Genomic DNA, 23076 nt, shown 5'->3' with positions numbered 1-23076 from the left:
GCTGTCATGCGGCAGGCTGTCCGGGTCTTCAAGCTATTATGGAATATACAGAACCTGGCCTTCTTCTACGTTCTGTTCGCTTAGCCGGTTATGCATCTGCAGCTCACGTGCGCTCAGTTCGTACCGTTCCGCAATCGATTCCAGCGTCTCCTCACGCTGGACAATGCACAGCCTGACCTTGCGGAACTTGGTTTCCTCCTGAAATCCATGCTGAAAAAGAGTTTTCCATTTCCCGTTATCCGCCCCTGGTTCGCCGTCTTCTTCGGGGGCAGTCAGATCAGCGCTTTCATCATACGCGAGTTCGGCTTCCTTGGCAGGACGTGAAGTGATCAGTGAAGAATATGGTACAGCTTCGGCCGCTACGACACCGGGTTCCTTTTTGCTTCCAAAAGCAACCTTCGGCTCTTTTTTCTCCTCTGCCGGTGTGTCTGACAACGTCGTAACAGAAGGCTCCGCAAAAGAAATCTGCTCTTCCGGCCGTTCAGCCGTGATCGGGATATCTTGCTTGAACACTTCAACAGGTTCATGCTCAGGGGCAGACTCCGGCTCACGGACCACTGCCTTCACCGGCTCTTCCCGCTCGGACTCCAGCTCCCAGACTACAGGTTTGCCGTTGGTAAAATCCGCAATCTCCTGATCCTCATTGCGAATCACATCTGCGAGTGTATGATCCTCGGCTTCCTGCGGCTGCGCTGCTTCCGGTTGGGGATTCCAGAATGTCTGTATCGAATCTTCATTAAGTGCCTGCTCCTGCTCTTGCTGCTGCTCAAATTGCTGTTCATACTGATGCTGCTCAGACTGTAGTTGTTCAGGCTGTTGCTGCTGCTTATCCTGCTGTTGTTGCTTATTCTGCTGCTCCGGCACTGGAGTATGAGCTGCCGTGTATCCGTCATCACCCCAGCCAGGTGCTTCCTCCGTCTGCGAGCCGTCAACCCCGTACAGCGTCAATATGCCCGTGATATTCAAGCTCCGCAAGGACAGCAGATCCACATCAAAGTTTTCTATTTCCATCGAAATATCCTCAAGCCTGGTGACACGGTTCATCGGAATGGTAATTTCAACCGGGATCTGGTGGTACAGCTCCCTGATTTCATTTTCCTCTCCCCTGTATACGCCTTGCAGCTGTAAATGACCGCGAAGTGCGGCATGCTCCTCCTGAGTCACCACCTGAATGCGCGGAACCAGTTCAATTTCTTCAAGCTCGGCAATCCCTGCAACATCCTCCGTTAAATGGACACGTTCATAAATATCAAAACGCAAACCGTAGGACCGGTTATCCATAGACGGCATCCTCCTTTCGGCAGCTTCCGCTTCCGCTCATGCGGCACGGAGACTCCATGCTCCTCTTCTCGGTTATGTATATGCGCCAAAAAGGATGACATGCCTACATTTAAGCGCAGGCAGTCAGCATTTCAATCCACACGCTCCACGAGAGCGTGACGTAGGGACAGTGGCGGCGGCTGTCAGATATATTTCAATCCATACGCTTACGCTCCACAAGGGTACAGAAAGCATACAGGCAGCGCGGTTATTTATTTTTCAGCCGGTCATACAGCGCCTGGAAATCGTCCGGCAACGGGTCGGCGATCTGAATCCTTTCATTTGTCAGGGGATGCCTGAAAGACAGCGACTCCCCGTGCAGCGCTTGTCTGGCAAAATCACTTCTGCGGCCTCCGTACAGCACATCCCCAAGCAGAGGATGCCCTGCATGGCTGAGGTGCACACGAATTTGATGCGTGCGTCCGGTCTCAAGCGTTAAATACACAAGACTTGCTGTCCCCAGATGCTCTCCAAGCTCAACATGGGTCACAGCCGTCTGGCCGGAAGGTGATACACGTCTTCGCTGCTTGTCATGCCGGTCCTTTCCGATCGGCAGATCAATAGTACGCAATCCCGGGGACACCCTGCCAGCCACGAGCGCAGCATAACGGCGCCCGATCTGCTTGTCTCTCATTTGTTCGTCCAGCTTAAGCAGACCAAATTCATTTTTAGCATACAGTACGGGACCAGTCGTGTCATTGTCCAAACGGTGTACATGCCTGACCGCCGCTTCGATGCCGTTCATCTCATAATAGGCCGCCACGGCATGATTCAATGTAAGAGGACCGCTGGAACCGGATGAATCAGGGTGAACGGCCATACCCGTCGGTTTATGCACCACAAGACAAAAGTCATCCTCGTACAAGACGGTAAGCTCATGCCACCTTGGTTCGATGCCAAGCACCCTTGCCGGAAAAAGGGCCAACCTTAGCCGGTCCCCGGCCAGCCGGATTTGCTTCTCATGACGCATTCTTCGCCACAGCTTTTCCGGCAGACCGAGCACCTCCAGAAGCCACCGGTCGGCGGCCTCCTCCTTCTGTTCGCTGCCCGTCACTTCTTTCCCCGGAGCAACCTCAAGCCAGATGCCTCTCCTGTTCCAGCCATCACGCCAGCTCATAGCTGCTTTAATGCATAATAGTTTGCTTCGATCGTCGCATCAATATCTTCATTGGTGTGAACGCCTGAAACAAACATGCCTTCATATTGCGATGGCGCCACACTGACCCCTTGATCGACCATGCCTGCGAAATAACGGCGGAAATGGTCAATATTGCTGGTCTTGGCCGTATCATAGTTCACGACCTGACGATCCGTGAAGAACGGGCACACCATCGAACCGACCCTGTTGATCGTAACAGGGATTCCCCTGTCCTTTGCATTGTGTTCAAAGCCTGCCTGCAGTCTGGACGCCAGTTGCTCAAGCCGGTTGTAAACCTCCGGTGTCAGCAGCTTAAGCGTCGTGTAGCCGGCGGTCATGGCGAGCGGGTTCCCGCTGAGCGTGCCCGCCTGGTATACCGGACCGGTGGGAGCCATCTGCTCCATAATGTCCCTGCGTCCTCCGTACGCTCCGACTGGAAGTCCTCCTCCGATCACTTTGCCGAGGCAGGTCAGATCCGGTGTCACGCCGAAGCGCCCCTGTGCTGAATAGAGTCCTACCCGAAAGCCGGTCATCACCTCATCAAAAATGAGCAGGCTGCCTTGCTCCTTTGTTACTTTACGGAGTCCTTCCAGGAATCCCGGCTGCGGCGGAACGACGCCCATATTGCCAGCGACGGGCTCCACGATGACTGCGGCGATTTCCTCGCCGAACTTCTCGAATGCAAGCTGAACGGACTCCAGATCGTTGTACGGAACGGTAATCGTATTGCTTGCAACCCCCTCCGGCACGCCGGGACTGTCCGGAAGCCCAAGGGTGGCTACGCCCGATCCGGCCTTGATCAGCAGGCTGTCGGCATGACCGTGATAGGAGCCTTCGAATTTCAATATTTTGCTTCGTCCTGTATACCCGCGTGCAAGGCGAATAGCGCTCATGGTTGCTTCCGTCCCCGAATTCACCATGCGCACAATGTCAATGGAAGGAACGCGCGCGCAGACAAGCTTCGCCATTTCCGTTTCGATCAGCGTTGGAGCGCCAAAGCTTGTCCCTTTTACGACAACCTCCTGCAGAGCGCTGATTACGTCGGGATGCGCATGCCCCATAATGAGCGGTCCCCATGAACCGACATAATCGATAAAGGAGTTGCCGTCAATGTCATATACACGGGAGCCCTCTCCACGATCAATATAAATCGGTGTAATCCCGACAGATTTGAAAGCACGAACAGGACTGTTCACGCCACCGGGAATATACTGCTTCGCTTCTTCAAAAGCCGCGTGCGACCGCTCATCCGTCCGGACCTTAGCTTCCCAATTCATCTTATCGTCCTCCTTCCAGCAGCCACTTGGCCGCATCCTTGGCCGAATACGTAATAATCATGTCCGCACCCGCGCGCTTCATGCTTGTCAGAATTTCCAGAACCATCGTCTTTTCGTCGATCCACCCGTTAAGGGCGGCCGCCTTGACCATCGCATATTCGCCGCTGACATTGTAAGCAACAAGCGGAAGATCGAACTGGTCCTTGAGGGTACGCATCACATCAAGGTAGGAGAGTGACGGCTTGACCATCAGCATGTCCGCACCTTCCAGCACATCCGATTCCGCTTCACGCAGCGCCTCGCGAGCGTTGGCAGGGTCCATTTGGTAAGTCTTCCGGTCTCCGAACTGCGGAGCGGAATCAGCCGCTTCGCGGAAAGGCCCGTAAAAGGCGGACGCGTATTTTACGGAATAAGACATAATCGGAATGTGACTGAAGCCCGCTTCATCCAGCCCGCTGCGGATTGCCTGCACAAAACCGTCCATCATATTGGAAGGAGCGATAATATCCGCGCCTGCCCGCGCCTGGGATATTGCCGTCTGCACATGCAGCTCCAGCGATTCGTCATTTAATACATCGCCGCACAGTTCTCCGTCCCGTTCGAAGGTATGCACCATGCCACAGTGGCCGTGGTCCGTGAACTCGCAAAGACAGGTGTCCGCAATAACCTGCAGGTCCGGGTAACGCGACTTAATGAGCCGGATCGCTTCCTGTACGATGCCGTTCTCCGCATAGGCAGACGATCCCACGCTGTCCTTCGTCTCAGGAATGCCAAACAGGAGAACAGCCGGAATGTTCAGCGAGACGATCTCCTGCAGTTCCTCTTCGAGCATGTCCAGCGAGAAGCGGTACACGCCGGGCATGGATTTGATTTCATGCTTGACTCCCTTGCCATAGGTGACGTAAATCGGCTGAATGAAATCAGCCGGGGTCAGAACCGTTTCCCGCACCATGCTGCGGATGGCTGCGGATTGGCGAAGGCGACGGTGCCTTGTAAATGATAAATTCATGCGTATACACTCCCAACAATTTGATATCAGTCAAAGGCGAATTTGAAAGCGATATTCCTTTCCTCCGCCTCTTATTCCGTCCGCTTATTCCAGGCACAAAGCGCGTTAACCAGGCTGCCTATCGTTGCTTCTTCCGCCATGAGTCCGACCTTCATCCCCTCTTCTTCCGCCGTCTTTCCGGTGACAGGACCAATGACGGCAATCATGATGTCTTTCAGCAAATCAGGCGGATTTTCGATGCCCATCTGCCGCAGAGCTCTTATAAAATAGGTGACGGTCGAGGAACTGGTAAACGTAATGGCATGCACTGCTCCCTGCTCCAGCAGGGAGATCAATTCATCGTCCCGCACATCAGCCGGCACGGTTTCATACAGGCTGGCTTCCGTTACCTCCAGTCCCAGCTCACGCAGTTGGTCAGGAAGCCAGGCGCGCGCCAGATTGCCACGCGGCAATAACACCTTTTGGCCTGCCTGCATTTCCCGCCCGTACATCTCCATTATTCCCTCGGCCTGAAAGTTGCCTGTCAGCTGTTCAGCCGCCACGCCGCGGCTGCGCAGCGCCGTACAGGTAGCAGGTCCGACAGCCGCAATACGCGCCTTATGTAAAGAACGTATATCCTTCCCTTCCCGCTCCAGATGCTGGAAGAAATATTCCACTCCGTTTACGCTGGTAAAGAAAACCCAGTCATACTCATGCAGCCGGGTCAATGCCTCACGTATTTGCCCGTACTGTTCTTCCCCTTGTGGCAGGCGGGTTTCCAGCACAGGAAATTCATACGGCTCTCCGCCCAGATCTTCGATACACTGTACCAAAGAGCTCGCCTGACTGCGGGCGCGGGTGACGAGGATGCGTTTGCCGAACAAGGGCATGTCTTCCGCCCACTTCAGCTGCTCACGCTGGCGGACCACTTCCCCGACCACAATCACCGCCGGGGGTTTAAAGCCCGCTTCCTTCACGCTGGCTTCAATATCCGCCAGCGTGCCCACCAGCGTCTCCTGCTCGGCGCGCGTACCCCAGCGGATGAGCGCTATCGGCGTTTCCGGAGACCGACCGTGTCTGATCAACTGTTCGCTGATATAGCCGATCTTCGCTACTCCCATCAGGAAAATGAGCGTACCGGTCGCATTCGTTACCTTGTCCCAATGAATGCTTTGGTCCAGCTTGTCGGGACTTTCATGCCCGGTAATAATCGAAAGCGATGAGGCCATGTCCCGATGGGTAACCGGGATACCGGCATAAGCCGGCACACTGATGGCAGAAGTGATGCCTGGTACGATTTCATAAGGAATTCCATGCTGTCTCAGCAGCTCTGCTTCCTCGCCGACCCTGCCGAAAATGGTAGGATCGCCACCCTTGAGACGGATGACCGTTTTTCCCTCCAGCGCCAAATCCACCAGCAGGCGGTTAATATCCTCCTGCTTCATCGTATGACGGTCCGGAAGCTTGCCGACATAAATCTTCTCTGCCCCGGGCTTCATCAATCCCAGCAACCGCGGGCTCGCGAGACGGTCATAGACGACAACGTCCCCCTTCTGCATGCACTGCCAGCCCTTCACTGTAATCAGCCGCGCATCGCCAGGTCCTGCCCCCACTAAATAAACCTTACCTGCCATCACGTCATCCCCTTACTTCTGACAGAATCTGTTCTGCGCCCTTGGCTTTCAGGCTTGCCGCAACCCGCTCCCCCAACTGCAGCGGGTCCTTTCCTGCAAGCGTATCTTTAAGAATAACCGCTCCATCCGGAGTGCCTACCATCCCGGTCAGCCGAATGACCCCGGATTCCTCCAGCATGGCATGGGCACCGATGGGAACCTGACAGCCTCCGTTCAATTCACCAAGGAAACGCCGTTCCGCTGCCACCGTCGCTGCAGTAGCTTCGTCATTATATAAAGAAAGCAGCTCCAGCAATTCCTTGTCTTCCCCGCGGCATTCAATTCCGAGCGCCCCCTGCCCAACCGCAGGCAAGCAGACATCCTCCGGTATGTATTCCGTAATGCGGTCCTGCCAGCCCATCCGGTGAAGTCCGGCTGCAGCCAGAATGATCGCGTCAAAACCTTCCGTCTCCAGCTTGCGCAGCCTGGAGTCGATGTTGCCGCGCAGCGGCTCAAGAACCAGATCAGGGCGAAGCGACTGAAGCTGGCTGGAACGGCGCAGGCTGCTTGTGCCAACCTTCGCGCCATGCGGGAGCTCCATGAGCCCCTTCCCAGACTTCGATACAAGGCTATCGCGGTGATCGACTCTCCTCGGCACAGCACCGTTTACTAATCCTTCCGGGAGCTCGGAAGGCATATCCTTCATACTGTGCACCGCCATATCAATTTCGCGGTCCAGCATCGCCTGTTCGATTTCTTTCACAAACAGCCCCTTGCCGCCCACCTTGGACAGGGTTACATCAAGAATCCGGTCGCCGTTCGTTACAATTTTGCGGATTTCAAAGTCCATATCGATCCCATGTCTGACACAAATCGCCTTCAAGTCATCTATAACATAACCGGTCTGTGTAAGCGCAAGCGCGCTTTGTCTGCTCCCCACCACTATCGTTCGCATGTCTACTCCTCCTGGTTCTCGGCAATCCATCTGTCCATCTCAGGCTTCGTCCACTCCGCGAAACGGCCGCCGCGGATCTGTTCCAATATACCGCTGTATGCCAGCCTTCTAAGCAGACGGGCCCGGACAGCCGGATCAGGCACCCTGCCTTTGATACGGGTTCTCATCTCATACATAAAATCTAAATAGGCCTCATACTCTAAGCCAAACGTCTCTTCAAGCTTCGAAGTTATTGCTGCGGATACGGAAGGGCCAGCCCCCGAGGTTGAAACACTCAAAACGAGTCTGCCCCGCCTTACCACGCCAGGCGTAATAAAGTCCCCTTTTTCCGAATGATCTGCCACATTCACCAGTATACTCCTACGACGTGCTTCGCGCATCACATCATCATTCACTTCTGGATCATCCGTAGCCGCATATACAAGAAACGCTCCCTGGAGATCCCCCTCGCGATAAGGGCGTTTGATCCAGCGGAGCTGATTATTTTCCAGCATAGCCTGCAGGCCACGGGTTATGGTGGGGCTGATGACCGTAAGTGCCGCGCCGCTACCCAGCAGACTCTTTGCCTTTCGATCTGCAACCGCACCTCCACCTATTATACAGCAGCTTTTCCCCTCGCATCGCAGCATAACAGGGACCAAATGCCTGCCCATGCCCTCTCACTCCCCTGTCCATTGATGAAATGCAGACCACGAATTCGCAAGGAAATTCATAATCAGAAAAGCATAGCCCACAAGCGCCCACCGGGCCATAACCAGGCCGGAATGCTGGTTGGAACGCTTGCTGATCAGATAGATGACATATATACACATGGACGCGGCTGTGGCCAGCACCTTCAAATCGAGCAGCAGCCCCCATCTTCCCTCAGCGATAATCGATATCACGGCAATGAGCACGGAAACAGCGAGCAGCGGCGCACCGATAAGCATCGCCGTATGCGTATAGCGGTCCAGCACCTCCAGGCTTGGCAGCCTGCGTGTCGTTTCAGTCCATTTTTTGGCTTTCAATCTATGATGGAGAAACAGATACATCAAGGAAAACACCGCGGCAACCGTCAAAGCCGCAAACCCCAAATTAGCCAGTGCAATATGCAGAATCAGCAACCCATGCACCGTTTGCCAGTTAGCCAGCGGATTGTCGACCGGCTGAAACCACAACTTGTTCAGTACGATGACGCTGAAGCCGATCAGATTCAGCAGGAAGACCGTAAATTCCAGACGCTGATACCTGCTCATAATCAAGGATATGATGACAAGGATAAAGGCGAACAAAAACAAAAAATCATAGGTGATCAGAAAAGGAAGATGCCCCTCCACCCAGGTTCTGATTCCCATAAATACGAGTTGAAAGACCAACACGACGACAAGAAGCCCTGTGCCTATCCGTTTGGCACTCGTATTGCGCCGAATGCAATCCGAGAATACGAACAGTAGGCTCAGGGCGTAAGTATAGATCAAGGCGTCATAGACACCGCTGCCCGGCAACACAGCCGATCACCTGCCTCACAGACCGACCGGCGCATAAGACACCGGTATGGAATCGGATGATTTGGAGCCTCTTTTTGCGGCAGCTTCAGGCTTGCGCAAAGCTTGTTCATGGCTCTGCTCCACCTTCTGGGCCGCTTCCTCCAGCCGATCCTCCAGGGCGAAGATTTCCGAAAATATCTCCAAAGCGTCATTGCCCTGTTTTTCTACGGCCATTTCCTTAATCCGGTTAATCGGGTCATGCACCATTTGGTTCAGCATGCTTTTGGTCAGCTTGCTGATCACCTTCCGCTGATGCTCGTCTAGATCAGGCAGCCTGTTGAACAGACTGTTCAATGTCTCTTCATGAATGGAAGAAGCCTTCTCCTGTAGTGCGCGAATCACCGGACGGACTCCCAGGGTTTTCAACCATTGATAGAACTGCTCCATCTCCGACTCCATCATGACTTCAATTTTGGCTGCTTCCGCACGGCGCATTGCCAGATTGCTTTCGACAATCCCCTCCAGATCGTCGATATCATACAGAAACACGTTGTCCACTTCGCCGACGGCCGGATCAATATCCCTTGGCACGGCAATATCGATCATAAAGAGTGGCCGTGACTGGCGGCGCTTCATCTGCCCGCGCACCGTTTGGTTGTTCAGCACATAGCCCTTCGCTCCCGTGGAGCTGATCACGATGTCCACCTCAGCCAGCCGTTCGGCAGCCTGCTCCAGCGTGCACGGAGTGCCTTTAAATTGGGCAGCAAGCTCCTGTGCCTTTTCCAAGGTCCGGTTAGCGACAATGACCTCAGCCGCTCCACCTGCGTACAGGTGTTTTACGGTCAACTCGCTCATTTTGCCTGCGCCGAGAATCAACACTTTTTTATCTGTAAAATTACCAAATATCCGTTTGCCCAATTCTACGGCGGCATAGCTCACGGACACGGCGTTTTCACCGATCGAAGTTTCGGAATGCGCCCTTTTGCCAAGTGTAACCGCCTGCTTGAACAGCATATTGAACCAGGTGGCGGTTGCTTTCTGTTCCTGGGCCTGGAGGAACGCCTGCTTGACCTGACCCAGAATTTGCGTCTCTCCGATCACCATGGAATCAAGACCGCATGCTACCCGAAACAAGTGCCGAACGGCCTGCTCATCTTCATAAATATATAAATATTGTGTGAAGTCGTCCCTGGGTATTCCGAACCACTGTTCCATGAAATTCCGTATATAAAATCCGCACACATGCAGACGGTCAACAACGACATAGATTTCGGTTCTATTGCAGGTTGCGACTATGACGCCCTCCAATACACTCTTGGTTAGCTTTAGCTGCTTCAGCGCCTCCGGCAAATCCTTCTCCGCAAATGTAAAACGTTCACGAATCTCCACCGGCGCTGTGCGATAGTTTAGCCCTACAACGAGGATGTGCATTGCAAGTTCACCTGCCTTCTAATCCTAAAATGAAAACATCGTATCCTGCTTCAAACTATGTTAATTATATCACAGAGAATCCCCTGCAAAGAGGGGGTAATATGAAATCTTTATGAAGATCCTGTCTGCCTAAATTAGTGTAAGCTTGCCCGATACTTGCTATTCCTTCATTTTCTTATTCGACCGACAAAAAATAACCATGGAGCTCATCCATGGTTATTGTATATGCATATTGCTATTTCAGGTTACACAAATTCAGCATGCTGCATTTCCGGCGTTTCGACCTGCAGCTCCCCAAGTCCGCGAACCAGTTTCTTGGCATAGGTCTTCTCAGGCTTCAGTACGGATACCAGGTAATCAATAGCCAATTGTGGATCCACAGTCTCACCGCAGGTATAACAATCAATCGCCGCAAAACCTCTCTCAGGATACGTGTGAATGGAGAGATGACTTTCCGACAGCAGTACAAGCACTGTTGCACCTTGTGGCTCAAACTGCTTCGATTGCACGGACATCACTGTTGCTCCGCAAGCCTCGGCCGCTTCCACCAGTTGCGCTTGCAGGAATTCCGCATTGTTCAACAGCTCAAAACTGACTCCCCAAGTATCAACAGCAACGTGTCTTCCGAAAGTTGAATATTCCATCTTCCGGTTCCCCCTTCCTAGGAATAAAATGTTTAAAAAAAATTTCATCCGCTAGGACCTACGTCATTCACTTCCCGAGGGAATAATCTCTCGCAACATTAATGTCCTGAGTGAATCCTGGTTCCTATATTCGTTTTCAACGAGATTAAAAATAACATCTATATTGAGCAAATGCAATAGTTTTTCGAAAAGTTTACATGTTAAAATTTGCGCTTCCGCCGTCACCAAACAAGCCTTTAAATCATCATGCAGAACCCCTCTAGGCCTCAAGTGTAAACAGTGCAGCGCTAAGGGTACGGAGCCGCTGATCAATTTCTCCGATCCGTTCATGGTCCCGGGTTCGGATACGCAGATCCAATAAACGATTGATTTCGTCATAGGCCCTGATGATTTCACGTTCAACATCCCGGGTCAAAAATTTGTGCTGCAGCTCTTGCAGTGTATTTTTATACTCATACACCAGTTTGCAGCCGCTGTCCGTCTTTTCCACAATCCTGCGGACGGAACCCTGATGGTAGGTATAGATCATCGTGAATCCATAATACACCCGGTTTACGATACCTTCGCCCTTAAACCGCACAAACAGCTTTCTGATCATATTTGTCAAAGGCTGATTCACCAAGCGGCAAGTCAATTCACAGACATACATGCCTTTTTTCCGGTCAAAAGGCAAATGAACTTCTTCTCCCGCAGCATCCTCCAGCACAATTTCATGTCCGCCATTGTCAAGCACTTTGATCCTGCTATGAACAAGGGGGTCTTCTGCTGCACGCAAAAATTGGTCCATTTGAACTTCCGACAATGTTAAAATGGCGTTAACATACTCTGTGGCTAACCGCTGAGCCATAAAAATCTCCTCAATTCTTTCCTGACAGCCTTTCCGACTCCCCATGCCAACCGGGGCGCGAATGCTCTTCAGGTCGACTGCCGCACACCCGGCGGGTTCATACGGCGATACTTGCTTTACAACTTTATACGAATATTATACACCATCCCTCCTTCAGTTTTCTCTACGGTTCACAAAAAAAGAAGCGCCCGCAGGCGCTCCTTACTCTTTGTTTTATTCTTGATACAGCTCTTGTCCTACCCCGGTATATCGGGAAATGACCTCCCATAACTCTTCCCTGCCCAATCCTTCCTCGGATGAAAACGGAATGAATAAGTCACCAGGGCCGATGCCCAGTTCCTGCTTGATCACCTTAATATGCTTATCTCTCCGGGTACGCGGTATTTTGTCCGCTTTAGTGCCGACGACACATAAAGGCAAATTGTAATGCTTCAGCCACTCATGCATCATCAGGTCGTCCTTGGAAGGCGGGTGGCGAAGATCGACCATTTGCAGCACCAGCTTCAACGGCTCACGCCGTGTAAGGTAGGTCTCAATCATCTCCCCGAAGGCCTGCCGCAATGATTTGGATACCTTCGCAAACCCGTAGCCCGGAAAATCCACAAAGTACAGCTCGTCATTGATGAGATAGTAGTTAAGCTGCTGGGTTTTCCCCGGCGTCGAACTCGTCCTGGCCAGATTTTTGCGGTTGATCATTCTGTTAATCAAAGAGGATTTCCCTACATTGGAACGACCTGCCAGAGCTACCTCTGGCAGGCCGTCGGCAGGATATTGCTCCGGCCGGACAGCACTGATAATAAATTCGGATTTTGTAACTTTCATGTTTTACGGTTTCCTCTCTATTGCAACCCGGTCTGCTCCACCAGCGCATGCCGCAGCACCTGGTCCATATGGGCTACAGGCACAAATTCAACTTCTTCCTTGATGCTGTCGGGAATATCCCGCAGGTCGCGTTCATTGTCCTTGGGGAGCAGTATTTTTTTGTAGCCTGCACGGTGTGCAGCCAGTGATTTTTCCTTGAGTCCGCCGATAGGCAGCACTCTTCCCCGCAAGGTAATTTCACCGGTCATTGCAACGCTTTTGGACACATGCCGGTTGGTCAAGGCAGATACAAGTGCCGTTGCGATCGTAATTCCTGCCGAAGGACCGTCCTTGGGAATCGCTCCTTCGGGAATATGAATGTGAATATCGTTCTTTTCATAAAAATCAGGCTTGATTCCAAGCTCGACCGCTTTCGACCGGGTATAACTGAAAGCCGCCTGCGCGGATTCTTTCATCACGTCGCCCAGCTTGCCGGTCAGGATCAGCTTGCCCGTCCCCGGCACCACCGTAACCTCGATCGTAAGCGTTTCTCCGCCAACCTCCGTCCAAGCCAATCCCGTTACGGTTCCGACCTGATCCTCCAGCTCCGCAATGCCATAGCGGAACCGCGGAATGCCAAGGTAATCCTTCAGGTTATCCGGGGTGATAACGATATGCTCCTCCACGCCTGACACGACCGATTTTGCCGCCTTGCGGCACAGGGAGGCCATCTGCTGCTCCAGATTCCGCACCCCGGATTCGCGCGTATATTCACGAATGACTTTAAGCAGGGTGTCTTCCTCCACCGTAATCTGTTCGTCTGTCAGGCCATGCTCACGCTTCTGCTTCGGCAGGAGGTAGCGTCCGGCAATCTGGAGCTTCTCCAGCTCCGTATAACCCGGAATATTCAGCACCTCCATCCGATCCAGCAGCGGGCGCGGGATATTGTGAACCGCATTGGCCGTTGTGACAAACATCACGTTGGAGAGGTCAAACGGCAGCTCTACGAAATGATCGCTGAACGTATTGTTCTGCTCCGGATCAAGCACCTCCAGCAGCGCTGCGGAAGGGTCCCCGCGGAAATCGGCAGCCATTTTATCAATTTCATCCAGCAGGAAGACAGGATTGACCGTGCCTGCCGTTTTCATCCCCTGAATGATCCGGCCGGGCATGGCTCCTACATAGGTTCTTCTGTGCCCGCGGATTTCCGCCTCATCACGAACACCGCCGAGCGAGATGCGGACGAATTCGCGGCCGAGCGCTTTGGCAATGGAGCGGACCAGCGACGTCTTGCCGACACCCGGTGGTCCGACGAGGCAAAGGATAGGCCCCTTCATCGTTTTCACAAGCTTGCGTACCGCCAAATACTCCAGCACCCGTTCCTTCGGCTTCTCCAGACCGTAGTGGTCCGCGTCCAGTATCTCCTCGGCCTTGGCGATATCCAGGTCATCGTCCGTCGCATTGCTCCAGGGCAGACTGAGCAGCCAATCCACATAGTTGCGAATGACTCCGCCCTCCGCCGAGCTTGCCGGTGTTTTTTCCAAGCGGTCGATCTCTTTCTCAATCTTCTCCCGGACCTTCTCCGGCAGAACGAGACCTTCCATGTGGCTGCGGAGCTCCTCGACTTCTCCGGCCCGTCCTTCCTTCTCGCCCAATTCTTTCTGGATCGCCTTCATTTGCTCGCGCAGGTAGTATTCCTTCTGGGTCTTCTCCATCTGCTTTTTGACCCGCTGGCTAATCTTGCGTTCCAGTTCAAGCACCTCGCGCTCATTGTTCAGAATATCGAGCAGCTTTTCAAGGCGCTTGCGGACGTCGACGGTTTCCAGAATTTCTTGCTTGTCTTTGATTTTGAGGGAGAGATGACTGGTGATGACATCGGCCAATCTTCCTGGCTCCTCAATATCGGATACCGCAGCAAGCGTCTCCGGCGTCACCTTCTTGGACAGATTAATATAGTTCTCGAACTGATTCAGGACGGTCCGCATCAGGGCGTCTGTCTCCGGATGCAGCGTTTCGTCCTCAGGCAGTTCGCGGGCATGAACCTCGTAATATTCCTCGTTGTCCGTATACTGAATAATTTCCGCCCGTTCGAGCCCCTCGACGAGCACACGTATTGTACCGTTGGGCAGCTTCAGCATCTGCCGCACCTTGGCAATCGTGCCTATTCTGAATATATCCTCTTGTGTAGGTTCCTCAATGTTCACTTCCGATTGGGAACACAGAAGAATCAAGTTGTCTTCAACCATCGCTTTTTCCAAAGCCTTGACCGATTTGTCCCGGCCCACATCGAGATGCAGAACCATACTCGGGTAGACAAGAAGTCCTCTTAAAGGCAGCAATGGAAAACGACGGCCTTTCATTTTGCTTGGTCCCATCGCTTTCGCACCTCCAAATGGTTCACAGGTTCAGCAAGTTGCATGCACCGGTTATAATTATAGCGGTTCCGCTTACATAGCTTACTCTGATAGGGATAGTTCATATTTTATCAAATGTTCCATGGAAAAACCAATGAAGGTGCTTTATTCCGCAAGCCCATTTTACACGGTGCTTCCCTGTCCGGATCCATCTGCCTGCAAATAAGGCGATTGAGCGGGCGTAAACGTATCAGGAGAAATACGAACCTCCGCTGCTTCCTCCCATTCTTCCCCGAAGATCCGTCTGAAAGCCTCATGAATGGACTGCACGGGGATAACTTCGATATCCTCCAGTTTATCAAAGCCGTTCTGCCAGTTATCGGCCGGGATGAGCACACGCTTGGCACCGGCCTGCAGAGCAGCTTCCACCTTGGCCAGAACACCTCCGATAGGCTTGATGCGTCCGTGAATGCTGACTTCACCGGTCATTGCAAGCTCATGATCAACCGGAATGCCGCGAATCGCCGATGCGACTGCCACAGCCATCGCCATCCCGGCCGAAGGGCCATCCACAGGCGTCCCCCCTGGAAAGTTAATATGGAGATCATAATCCTGCGGACGCAGCCTGCAGGCGCGCAGAACAGTCAGCACATTTTCAACCGAGCCTTTGGCCATACTCTTACGCTTGAGCGTCCTGGAGCCTCCGCCGATCTCCTCTTCCTCTACGACCCCGGTAATATTAAAGCCACCTTGCCCTCTGGCAGCTGGTGCAGCGGTCACCTCAATTTCCAGCAGCATGCCCAGATTGGGCCCGTATACAGCCAAACCATTTACGAAACCGACCTGCGGGCCGTTCGGAATTTTACGCTCTGGACGAGGCTGAAGCTGGCTGCTGTTTGCAACCCATTCCACCTCGTCTGCTTCCAACCTGTCTCTTTTCTCCGTTAAAGCCAGCCCTGCTGCCAGCTGAATCATATTGACAGCCTCTCTACCATTTGTTGCATACCGCTGTACGGCCTGCACCGCTTCCGGACAGTCTCCGAAGCCCAGCTTGCTGATCGCATCCTCCGCAATCCGCCCGATCTCTTCAGGCAGCAGCGAACGAAAATAGATTTCCATGCATCTTGAACGAAGCGCAGGCGGCAGCTCGTGAGGTGAGCGTGTCGTAGCACCCACCATACGGAAATCAGCCGGCAGCCCGTTCTGGAAAATATCGTGGATATATGCAGGTGTATGTGTATCCTCCGAATTATAGTACGCACTTTCTAAAAATACTTTACGGTCTTCCAACACCTTCAGCAGCTTGTTCATTTGCGTCGGGTGCAGTTCGCCGATCTCATCAATAAACAGAATGCCTCCATGCGCTTTTGTAACGGCACCGGGTTTGGGCTGCGGAATGCCTGCCACCCCCATCGCTCCAGCTCCTTGATAAATCGGATCATGCACAGAGCCGATCAGGGGATCGGCAATGCCCCGCTCATCAAAACGGGCCGTCGTTGCATCAATTTCAGTAAACTTGGCGTCACTCTTGAACGGGGACAGCGGGTTTTTCTTCGCTTCTTCAAGCACTACGCGCGCCGCCGCTGTTTTGCCGACACCAGGAGGACCATAAATAATAACATGCTGCGGGTTGGCGCTGCACAGCGCCGCCTTGAGCGCACGCAATCCGTCCTTTTGCCCCACGATATCCTCTATTGATGCAGGACGGGTTTTCTCTGCCAGGGGCTTGCTCAGCGTTACCGATCTCAGTTTTCTTAACTTATCCAGTTCCTTGCGCGATTCCCTGTCTACGGCGCTGCGGTTCGTTTTCTGGCTGCGCAGCAGATTCAGAAAGTACAGCCCGATCACAATTCCAAAAAAAAGCTGCACAATAATTACAATCATCGTCCAATCCATGTTTTAAGCCTCCGTTTCTCCCTTCGCTGCATAGCGATGGGATTCTATGGAAATCAGTATTTCCTTTTCGAAGGCTGCTAAACAGATATGGACGAAAGAATTCACAAAAGTGGCAGAAGAAAAATATAAAAACCGGGCGATGACGTTAAAATCACCTGCCCGGCGTATGAAGAATGTATATTCTAAACGGTTGGAGCATGACGCTCCTTGCGGCCCGGTATTTCACCGGTTTCTTCGTAGGCTTTGACAATGTAGTCAATTTCCTTTTTCAGCTCGGCGACCATCTCCGCCTCCGGCACCTTGCGGATCATCTGTCCATAACGGAACAGCAGGCCTTCCCCACGGGCACCGGCAATTCCAATATCCGCTTCTTTCGCCTCTCCCGGACCGTTAACGGCACAGCCGAGGACAGAAACCTTGATAGGCACCTTCAGCTTCGCGATATATTCCTCCACCTCATTCGCAATGGAGAACAGGTCGATGTCCAGGCGTCCGCAGGTCGGGCAGGAAATCAGGGTAGCCGCATTCGTAATCAACCCGAATGTTTTCAGCAGCTCACGCGCAACCTTCACTTCCTCTACCGGATCAGCGCTCAGGGAGATACGCATCGTCGAACCGATACCTGCCGACAGAAGCGCACCCATGCCGGCAGCGCTTTTTACCGTACCGCTAAACAGCGTGCCTGCTTCAGTAATACCAAGATGAAGAGGATACTTAATGATCTCAGCGGCTTTCATGTAAGCCGAGATGGCCATTGGCACATCGGAAGCTTTAAGAGATACGATAATATCGTGGAAATCCAGCTCTTCCAGGATGCCGATATGGAAAAGGGCGCTCTCCACCATGGCATCCGGCGTCGGATAACCGTATTTATCGAGCAAATGCTGCTCCAGGGAACCGGCGTTAACACCTATCCGGATGGGAATTCCTTTTTCCTTGCAGGCTTTAACCACTGCTTCGACCTTCTCGCGCCGACCGATGTTGCCTGGATTAATGCGGACTTTATCGATACCATTTTCAATCGCCAGCAGTGCGAGCTTATAGTTGAAATGAATGTCCGCAACGAGCGGAATATGAATCTGCTTTTTGATTTCTTTGATCGCCGCCGCAGCCTCTTCGTTATTGACCGTCACTCTGACAATCTGGCAGCCGGCCTCTTCCAGACGCAAAATTTCCGCGACGGTGGCCTTTACATCGGCCGTCTTGGTTGTACACATGCTCTGAATGATGACTTCGTCGCTTCCGCCGATCGTCAAGTCCCCAACTTTAACAGGACGTGTGTCTTGTCTTAAAAACATGGTTTATCTCTCCCATAATGCCAAAGCTCCACCCCCGCACCGGAAGAGTGGGAAGTGGAGACTGACAGTTCATGTATTAGAGATCGCGAAGATTCGATGCTCAGGCGCTCTCTTCTTGCTTCTTGTTCTTGTCATTATTGCTGTGCAGTTCAGGGGCAACCTTCTCCCGCACAACCTGCTCATTGATGATGCAGGAGTTGACATCGTTGCGTGAAGGCACCTCGTACATCACATCCAGCATGATGCCTTCAATGATCGCACGCAAACCGCGGGCGCCTGTGTTGCGTTTGATCGCCTCGCGGGCAATCTCCTGAAGCGCATCCTGCGTAAATTCCAGTTTGACATTATCCATTTCAAGCAGCTTCTGATACTGCTTGGTCAAAGCGTTCTTCGGTTCGGAAAGGATTCTTACCAGCGTTGCCTCATCAAGCGGCTCCAGTGTGGAGATGACAGGCAAGCGTCCTACAAACTCCGGAATCAGTCCGAATTTCAGCAGATCCTCAGGCAACACGAGCTGCAGGTATTCACCCGGCTTAAGATCCTTTTGCTCGGAGGAAGCATTGAAGCCAATGACCTTTTTACCGATCCGGCGTTTGATCATTTGCTCCAGTCCGTCGAAGGCACCGCCTACGATGAACAGGATGTTCGTTGTATCAATTTGGATGAATTCCTGATGCGGATGCTTGCGTCCGCCTTGCGGCGGTACGGATGCAACCGTTCCTTCGAGAATTTTGAGCAGAGCTTGCTGAACGCCTTCTCCGGAAACGTCGCGTGTGATGGAAGGGTTCTCGGATTTGCGTGCAACCTTGTCGATTTCATCAATGTAGATAATACCGCGTTCAGCTTTCTCTACATCATAGTCCGCCGCCTGGATCAGCTTCAGGAGAATGTTCTCCACATCTTCACCAACATAACCAGCTTCTGTCAGGGATGTAGCATCGGCAATAGCAAACGGCACATTAAGAATTTTGGCCATCGTTTGCGCCAGCAGTGTTTTACCCGAGCCGGTCGGTCCAAGCAACATAATATTACTCTTCGTCAATTCAACATCCTCGATCTTGCTTTGGGTGTTGATGCGCTTATAATGGTTGTAAACCGCCACGGAAAGCGACTTTTTGGCTTGATCCTGTCCGATAACGTATTGATCAAGAATATCACGGATTTCTTTTGGTTTCGGAATATCCTTCAGGTCCAATTCTTCCTCATGACCCAGTTCCTCTTCCACAATTTCAGTGCAAAGTTCAATGCACTCGTCACATATATATACGCCGGGACCGGCTACCAGCTTGCGCACCTGCTCCTGAGACTTACCGCAGAATGAGCATTTCAGCTGTCCTTTTTCATCATTAAACTTAAACATAGGGCCACCCCTTTACAAATTGATCGGCTTCGTGAGAATTTGGTCAATGATGCCGTAAGCCTTTGTCTCTTCTGCATCCATAAAAAAGTCACGGTCAGTATCGCGTTCGATTTTCTCAAGAGGCTGACCCGTCGTTTTCACATAAATCTGGTTAAGCTTTTGACGGGTTTTGATGATCCAATCCGCATGGATCTGAATATCGGATGCCTGACCCTGAATTCCCCCCAGCGGCTGATGAATCATGACCTCACTGTTACTGAGGGCATATCTCTTGCCAGGAGCACCTGCGGTAAGCAGAAGTGAACCCATGCTTGCTGCCATTCCCACACAAATCGTCGATACGTCCGGCTTAATAAATTGCATTGTATCATATATACCCATACCGGCTGTTACAGAACCGCCTGGGGAATTGATGTACAAATGAATATCCTTCTCCGGATCCTCTGCAGCCAGGAACAGAAGCTGTGCAATGACGAGATTGGCGACATCGTCATCGATCGGTCCGCCGAGGAATATAATGCGGTCCTTAAGCAGACGCGAGTAAATGTCGTAGGAACGTTCCCCCCGACTTGTTTGTTCCACAACCATAGGTACGAGACTCATCGTGACCAACCTCTTTTCCTTTGGTAAATAAAGTAAGTTCGCTTAATGCCAATTAAAACGGAAGAACCGGTTTTGAAACGGATAGACCTAGAAAATATTTTAACATGTTGCAGGTCCGATGTCATTTCCGCCAGACCTTATCATATTTAAACATGTTTCTTATGTATGTGCAAATTTCCAGACAGTGTGGGATGATGCCTTCTGTATGCTGATAATTTTAATAATATATGTAATGTTGCAAAAACATAATACATCTATTTTTTAGTACACGCCAAATCGAACCATTTGGTTACTCATTCTCCCTGAAAATGGGTAGTACAAGGAAAAAATAAGGCACGAGTATAGATAACCGCGTGCCTTATAATATATATTCGCAAAATATATGCTTGTTCTTTCCGGAAATTACTCCGCTGCAGGAGCCTCAACTTCCTTACTGTTGTCAACGAGGAAGCTGATCGTTTTGCGCATTGAAATTTCCTCGCGCAGGTTCTCAAGGGAACCATTGCTTTCAAGGATGCTGCGGATTTCCTCAACAGAACGCTTGTAGGTATCAGCCATCACCTTCAGCTCGTCGTTGATTTCCTCTTCGGAAACCTCGATGTTCTCAGCTTTGCCAATCTGCTCAAGCACAAGGTTGTTGCGTACACGCTTCTCGGCGTCATCCTTCATTTGGTTTTCCAGATCCTCTTTGGTCTGACCTGAGAAGCTGAGGAACATTTCCATGTTCATGCCCTGGCTGCGCAGACGGTTGTCAAAATCACGGACCATGTTTTGAACTTCGCTGCTGATCATCGCTTCAGGAATTTCAACCGTAGCGTTCTCGGCTGCTTTTTCAACTACAGCGTTCTCACGAGCCGCTTTCACTTCATTCTCCTTGCGGGCTTCAAGCTCCTTCTTGAGGTCTTCCTTATATTCAGCAAGCGTGTCGAACTCACTCACATCTTTGGCAAACTCATCATCCAGCTCTGGCAGCTGCTTCCGTTTGATCTCATGAACTTTCACTTTAAAGACCGCTTGTTTGCCAGCCAGCTCTGCCGAATGGTAGTTTTCAGGGAAAGTGACTTCCACGTCCTTGAAATCCCCTGTGCCCATGCCGACAACCTGCTCCTCGAAGCCAGGAATGAATGTGTTGGTGCCCAGCTCCAGAGAGTAGCGCTCAGCCTGTCCACCTTCAAATTGCACGCCATCCACGTAGCCGTCGAAATCGATCACTGCGATATCGCCGGATTGTGCCGCTTCGTCTTCCACGACAACCAACTCGGCATGGCGCTGCTGCAGACGCTCCAGTTCGGCCGCTACTTCTTCGTCTGTAACTTCAGCTTTGACAGCCGGTACTTCGAGACCTTTGTATTCGCCAAGCTCAGCCTCCGGTTTCACCGTTACTTTCGCTTTGAATTTAAAGGACTCGCCTTTGGAAAATTGGTCGATTTCCACATCCGGACGATCTACCGGGAAGATCTCGGTTTGGTCAACCGCTTCACCGTAAGCTTCAGGAAGAAGGATATCGATGGCATCCTGATACAGACTTTCCACACCGAACCGTGCCTCAAAAATCGGCCGCGGCACTTTGCCTTTACGGAAACCTGGAACGTTAATTTGTTTAACCACTTTATTAAAAGCTTTGTCAAGCGCAGTGGATACACGTTCCGCATCCACTTCTACTTCAAGAACCCCGAGGTTCTTCTCTATTTTCTCCCAAGTAGCTTTCATTTTATGCTTTCCCCTCCAACAAAATCTCACTTATAGTCACGTTTGAAAACACGCACAAAATAACCACTCTAGTATAAACAACATTACTATCTTTTTCAAGGGGAAACCCCTGAGCATGAATAAGGTAAACGTTTCCGGTCTGTCACAATCCGCTCATGCCCGTTGCCGCGAACTGTTTCACGGACCGGTATGCCTGCTCGTAACGGAAACGCATCGTATCCGTAATGCCATACATCGCTCTTACTTCCTCTTCCCCGTTTCCGCCGGAGAGCGTCTCGGAAACGGCCTGATGCAACGCAGCCGCCCAAATGTCCAGCAAGCTGTCATCATCTGTCAGCATGGACCGGTAGTCGCCCGTTCCATACACGGCCATCACAAATTGGGACCACAGCTCCTGGGCAAAGTAGAACAATGTGGGCTCGTGCACCTCCGTCTGATCAGCCACCCGTTCCAGGATGCGAATGATAGGCTCCGGGAATTCGTTCGGCTGAAGAGGTACACTCTCCACTTCGATCTCCGCCTTCATATCCCCCCTGCTAAAGGTGAGGGTGCCCTCGTGCCCCCGTTTGCGCAGCGTTTGAACTACCCGAAACTGTAGCAAAGGGGGCAGCTTGGCTTCCTTCAACCAGCGGATGAGCGCCTCGTCGATCTCCGGCTGGTCGAGATAAGACAGCTGTTCCAGGGCAAGCATCGTTTGCTCCGATAAAGGCTCGTTCATGGCCATATGTAAAAGCTTATCTCCATAGCCTGCGTCCTCTTCAAGCTTGGAGCGAAGATGCCTTCTTGCCATTTCGTCCTCGCTGATGTCTTCATCATCAGGCTCCGCTGCGTCGGGCGTCTGATTCATATATTGAGGAAAGGCCGCTTCAAGCCACTGCAAAAGCGCGCTCCATTCGTCGTAATGCTTTTGTTCCTGACCCTGGCATTGCAGCAAAAATTGCAGAAGCTGCATCGCCTCCCCGTAACGTTCATTTTCGAGCATTACCGTAAGCTGAATCTGGTAATAATCCAGCGTTCGGGGGAACAATACAATGTTATTCGCCGGTTTGGCGGCACTGGAGTCCTTTATAAAGGCCCCCCCTTTCAACCGAAAGCTTAAATGATGTTAAATTATATGAGAAACGGAGGTTGATGTCCAACTTATTCGCCTAACATATTTGCCGTTATTCTAACATACCCTTTTATAGGAGCAAAAAAACGTATATGTTGTATATATGTAGCAGGTGGCTCATTAAATAAAAATTAACGGTTGCAAACCTCCCTTTAATATGATATATTAATTTTCGCTTGAATTTTATGTCCCAGTAGCTCAGCTGGATAGAGCAACGGCCTTCTAAGCCGTCGGTCGGGGGTTCGAATCCCTCCTGGGACGTAA

At 51.8% G+C, this 23076-nt stretch carries 19 protein-coding genes and 1 tRNA gene; 1 reads left to right on the top strand and 19 read right to left on the bottom strand.

Features of this window, described 5'->3' with window-relative positions; genetic code table 11:
• Positions 1-36 precede the first annotated feature (36 nt).
• From ACE5LO_RS23765 to ACE5LO_RS23675, 19 genes are all read right to left on the bottom strand, one after another.
• Positions 37-1281: a LysM peptidoglycan-binding domain-containing protein gene (locus tag ACE5LO_RS23765; protein ID WP_375522446.1), complete on the bottom strand. Its 1245-nt coding sequence runs from the start codon at positions 1279-1281 to the stop codon at positions 37-39.
• A gap of 247 nt (positions 1282-1528) precedes the next feature.
• A complete protein-coding gene (locus ACE5LO_RS23760) occupies positions 1529-2437 on the bottom strand; it encodes an RluA family pseudouridine synthase (protein WP_375522445.1) in 909 nt (302 codons plus the stop codon).
• On the bottom strand, positions 2434-3735 hold the full coding sequence (gene hemL / locus ACE5LO_RS23755) for a glutamate-1-semialdehyde 2,1-aminomutase (RefSeq protein ID WP_375522444.1): 1302 nt from the start codon (positions 3733-3735) through the stop codon (positions 2434-2436). Before hemL ends, ACE5LO_RS23760 begins: the two co-directional genes overlap by 4 nt.
• Before the next feature lies 1 nt (position 3736).
• A complete protein-coding gene (gene hemB, locus ACE5LO_RS23750; RefSeq protein WP_375522443.1) occupies positions 3737-4744 on the bottom strand; it encodes a porphobilinogen synthase in 1008 nt (335 codons plus the stop codon).
• Positions 4745-4815: 71 nt separating this feature from the next.
• Positions 4816-6357: a uroporphyrinogen-III C-methyltransferase gene (cobA, locus tag ACE5LO_RS23745; RefSeq protein ID WP_375522442.1), complete on the bottom strand. Its 1542-nt coding sequence runs from the start codon at positions 6355-6357 to the stop codon at positions 4816-4818.
• A 4-nt stretch (positions 6358-6361) separates the two neighbouring features.
• On the bottom strand, positions 6362-7291 hold the full coding sequence (gene hemC / locus ACE5LO_RS23740; RefSeq protein WP_375522441.1) for a hydroxymethylbilane synthase: 930 nt from the start codon (positions 7289-7291) through the stop codon (positions 6362-6364).
• Positions 7292-7293: 2 nt separating this feature from the next.
• Positions 7294-7944, bottom strand: a complete 651-nt coding sequence (locus ACE5LO_RS23735) for a precorrin-2 dehydrogenase/sirohydrochlorin ferrochelatase family protein (RefSeq protein WP_375522440.1) — start codon at positions 7942-7944, stop codon at positions 7294-7296.
• 6 nt (positions 7945-7950) lie between these two features.
• A complete protein-coding gene (gene ccsA / locus ACE5LO_RS23730; protein WP_375522439.1) occupies positions 7951-8778 on the bottom strand; it encodes a cytochrome c biogenesis protein CcsA in 828 nt (275 codons plus the stop codon).
• A 15-nt stretch (positions 8779-8793) separates the two neighbouring features.
• Entirely contained in the window at positions 8794-10188 is a 1395-nt protein-coding gene (gene hemA / locus ACE5LO_RS23725; protein ID WP_375522438.1) for a glutamyl-tRNA reductase, read from the bottom strand.
• A gap of 245 nt (positions 10189-10433) precedes the next feature.
• A complete protein-coding gene (gene speD, locus ACE5LO_RS23720) occupies positions 10434-10832 on the bottom strand; it encodes an adenosylmethionine decarboxylase (RefSeq protein WP_375522437.1) in 399 nt (132 codons plus the stop codon).
• A gap of 259 nt (positions 10833-11091) precedes the next feature.
• A complete protein-coding gene (locus tag ACE5LO_RS23715; RefSeq protein WP_375522436.1) occupies positions 11092-11679 on the bottom strand; it encodes a non-ribosomal peptide synthetase module in 588 nt (195 codons plus the stop codon).
• A 213-nt stretch (positions 11680-11892) separates the two neighbouring features.
• On the bottom strand, positions 11893-12501 hold the full coding sequence (yihA, locus tag ACE5LO_RS23710; protein ID WP_375522435.1) for a ribosome biogenesis GTP-binding protein YihA/YsxC: 609 nt from the start codon (positions 12499-12501) through the stop codon (positions 11893-11895).
• Between the two features lie 17 nt (positions 12502-12518).
• Positions 12519-14855, bottom strand: a complete 2337-nt coding sequence (gene lon, locus ACE5LO_RS23705) for an endopeptidase La (protein ID WP_375522434.1) — start codon at positions 14853-14855, stop codon at positions 12519-12521.
• 162 nt (positions 14856-15017) lie between these two features.
• Entirely contained in the window at positions 15018-16730 is a 1713-nt protein-coding gene (gene lonB / locus ACE5LO_RS23700) for an ATP-dependent protease LonB (protein ID WP_375522433.1), read from the bottom strand.
• 182 nt (positions 16731-16912) lie between these two features.
• Positions 16913-18028, bottom strand: coding sequence for a flavodoxin-dependent (E)-4-hydroxy-3-methylbut-2-enyl-diphosphate synthase (ispG, locus tag ACE5LO_RS23695; protein ID WP_375522432.1), 1116 nt, complete (start codon positions 18026-18028; stop codon positions 16913-16915).
• Positions 18029-18128: 100 nt separating this feature from the next.
• The gene (gene clpX / locus ACE5LO_RS23690) at positions 18129-19388 is read right to left on the bottom strand and encodes an ATP-dependent protease ATP-binding subunit ClpX (RefSeq protein WP_375522431.1); all 1260 of its coding nucleotides are present in this window, start codon (positions 19386-19388) and stop codon (positions 18129-18131) included.
• Positions 19389-19400: 12 nt separating this feature from the next.
• Positions 19401-19991, bottom strand: coding sequence for an ATP-dependent Clp endopeptidase proteolytic subunit ClpP (clpP, locus tag ACE5LO_RS23685; protein WP_375522430.1), 591 nt, complete (start codon positions 19989-19991; stop codon positions 19401-19403).
• Positions 19992-20393: 402 nt separating this feature from the next.
• Positions 20394-21701 carry a trigger factor gene (tig, locus tag ACE5LO_RS23680; RefSeq protein WP_375522429.1) on the bottom strand — a complete coding sequence of 436 codons (1308 nt, stop codon included), beginning with the start codon at positions 21699-21701 and terminating at the stop codon, positions 20394-20396.
• Between the two features lie 142 nt (positions 21702-21843).
• Positions 21844-22683, bottom strand: a complete 840-nt coding sequence (locus tag ACE5LO_RS23675; RefSeq protein WP_375522466.1) for a hypothetical protein — start codon at positions 22681-22683, stop codon at positions 21844-21846.
• A gap of 316 nt (positions 22684-22999) precedes the next feature.
• Here ACE5LO_RS23675 and ACE5LO_RS23670 point away from each other — a divergent pair.
• Positions 23000-23073, top strand: a tRNA-Arg gene (locus tag ACE5LO_RS23670).
• The last annotated feature ends 3 nt before the right edge of the window (positions 23074-23076 follow it).

This window comes from Paenibacillus medicaginis (assembly GCF_042138635.1).
Taxonomy (GTDB): Bacteria; Bacillota; Bacilli; order Paenibacillales; family Paenibacillaceae; genus Paenibacillus; species Paenibacillus medicaginis.
This window is presented reverse-complemented; position numbering and strand designations above follow the sequence as displayed.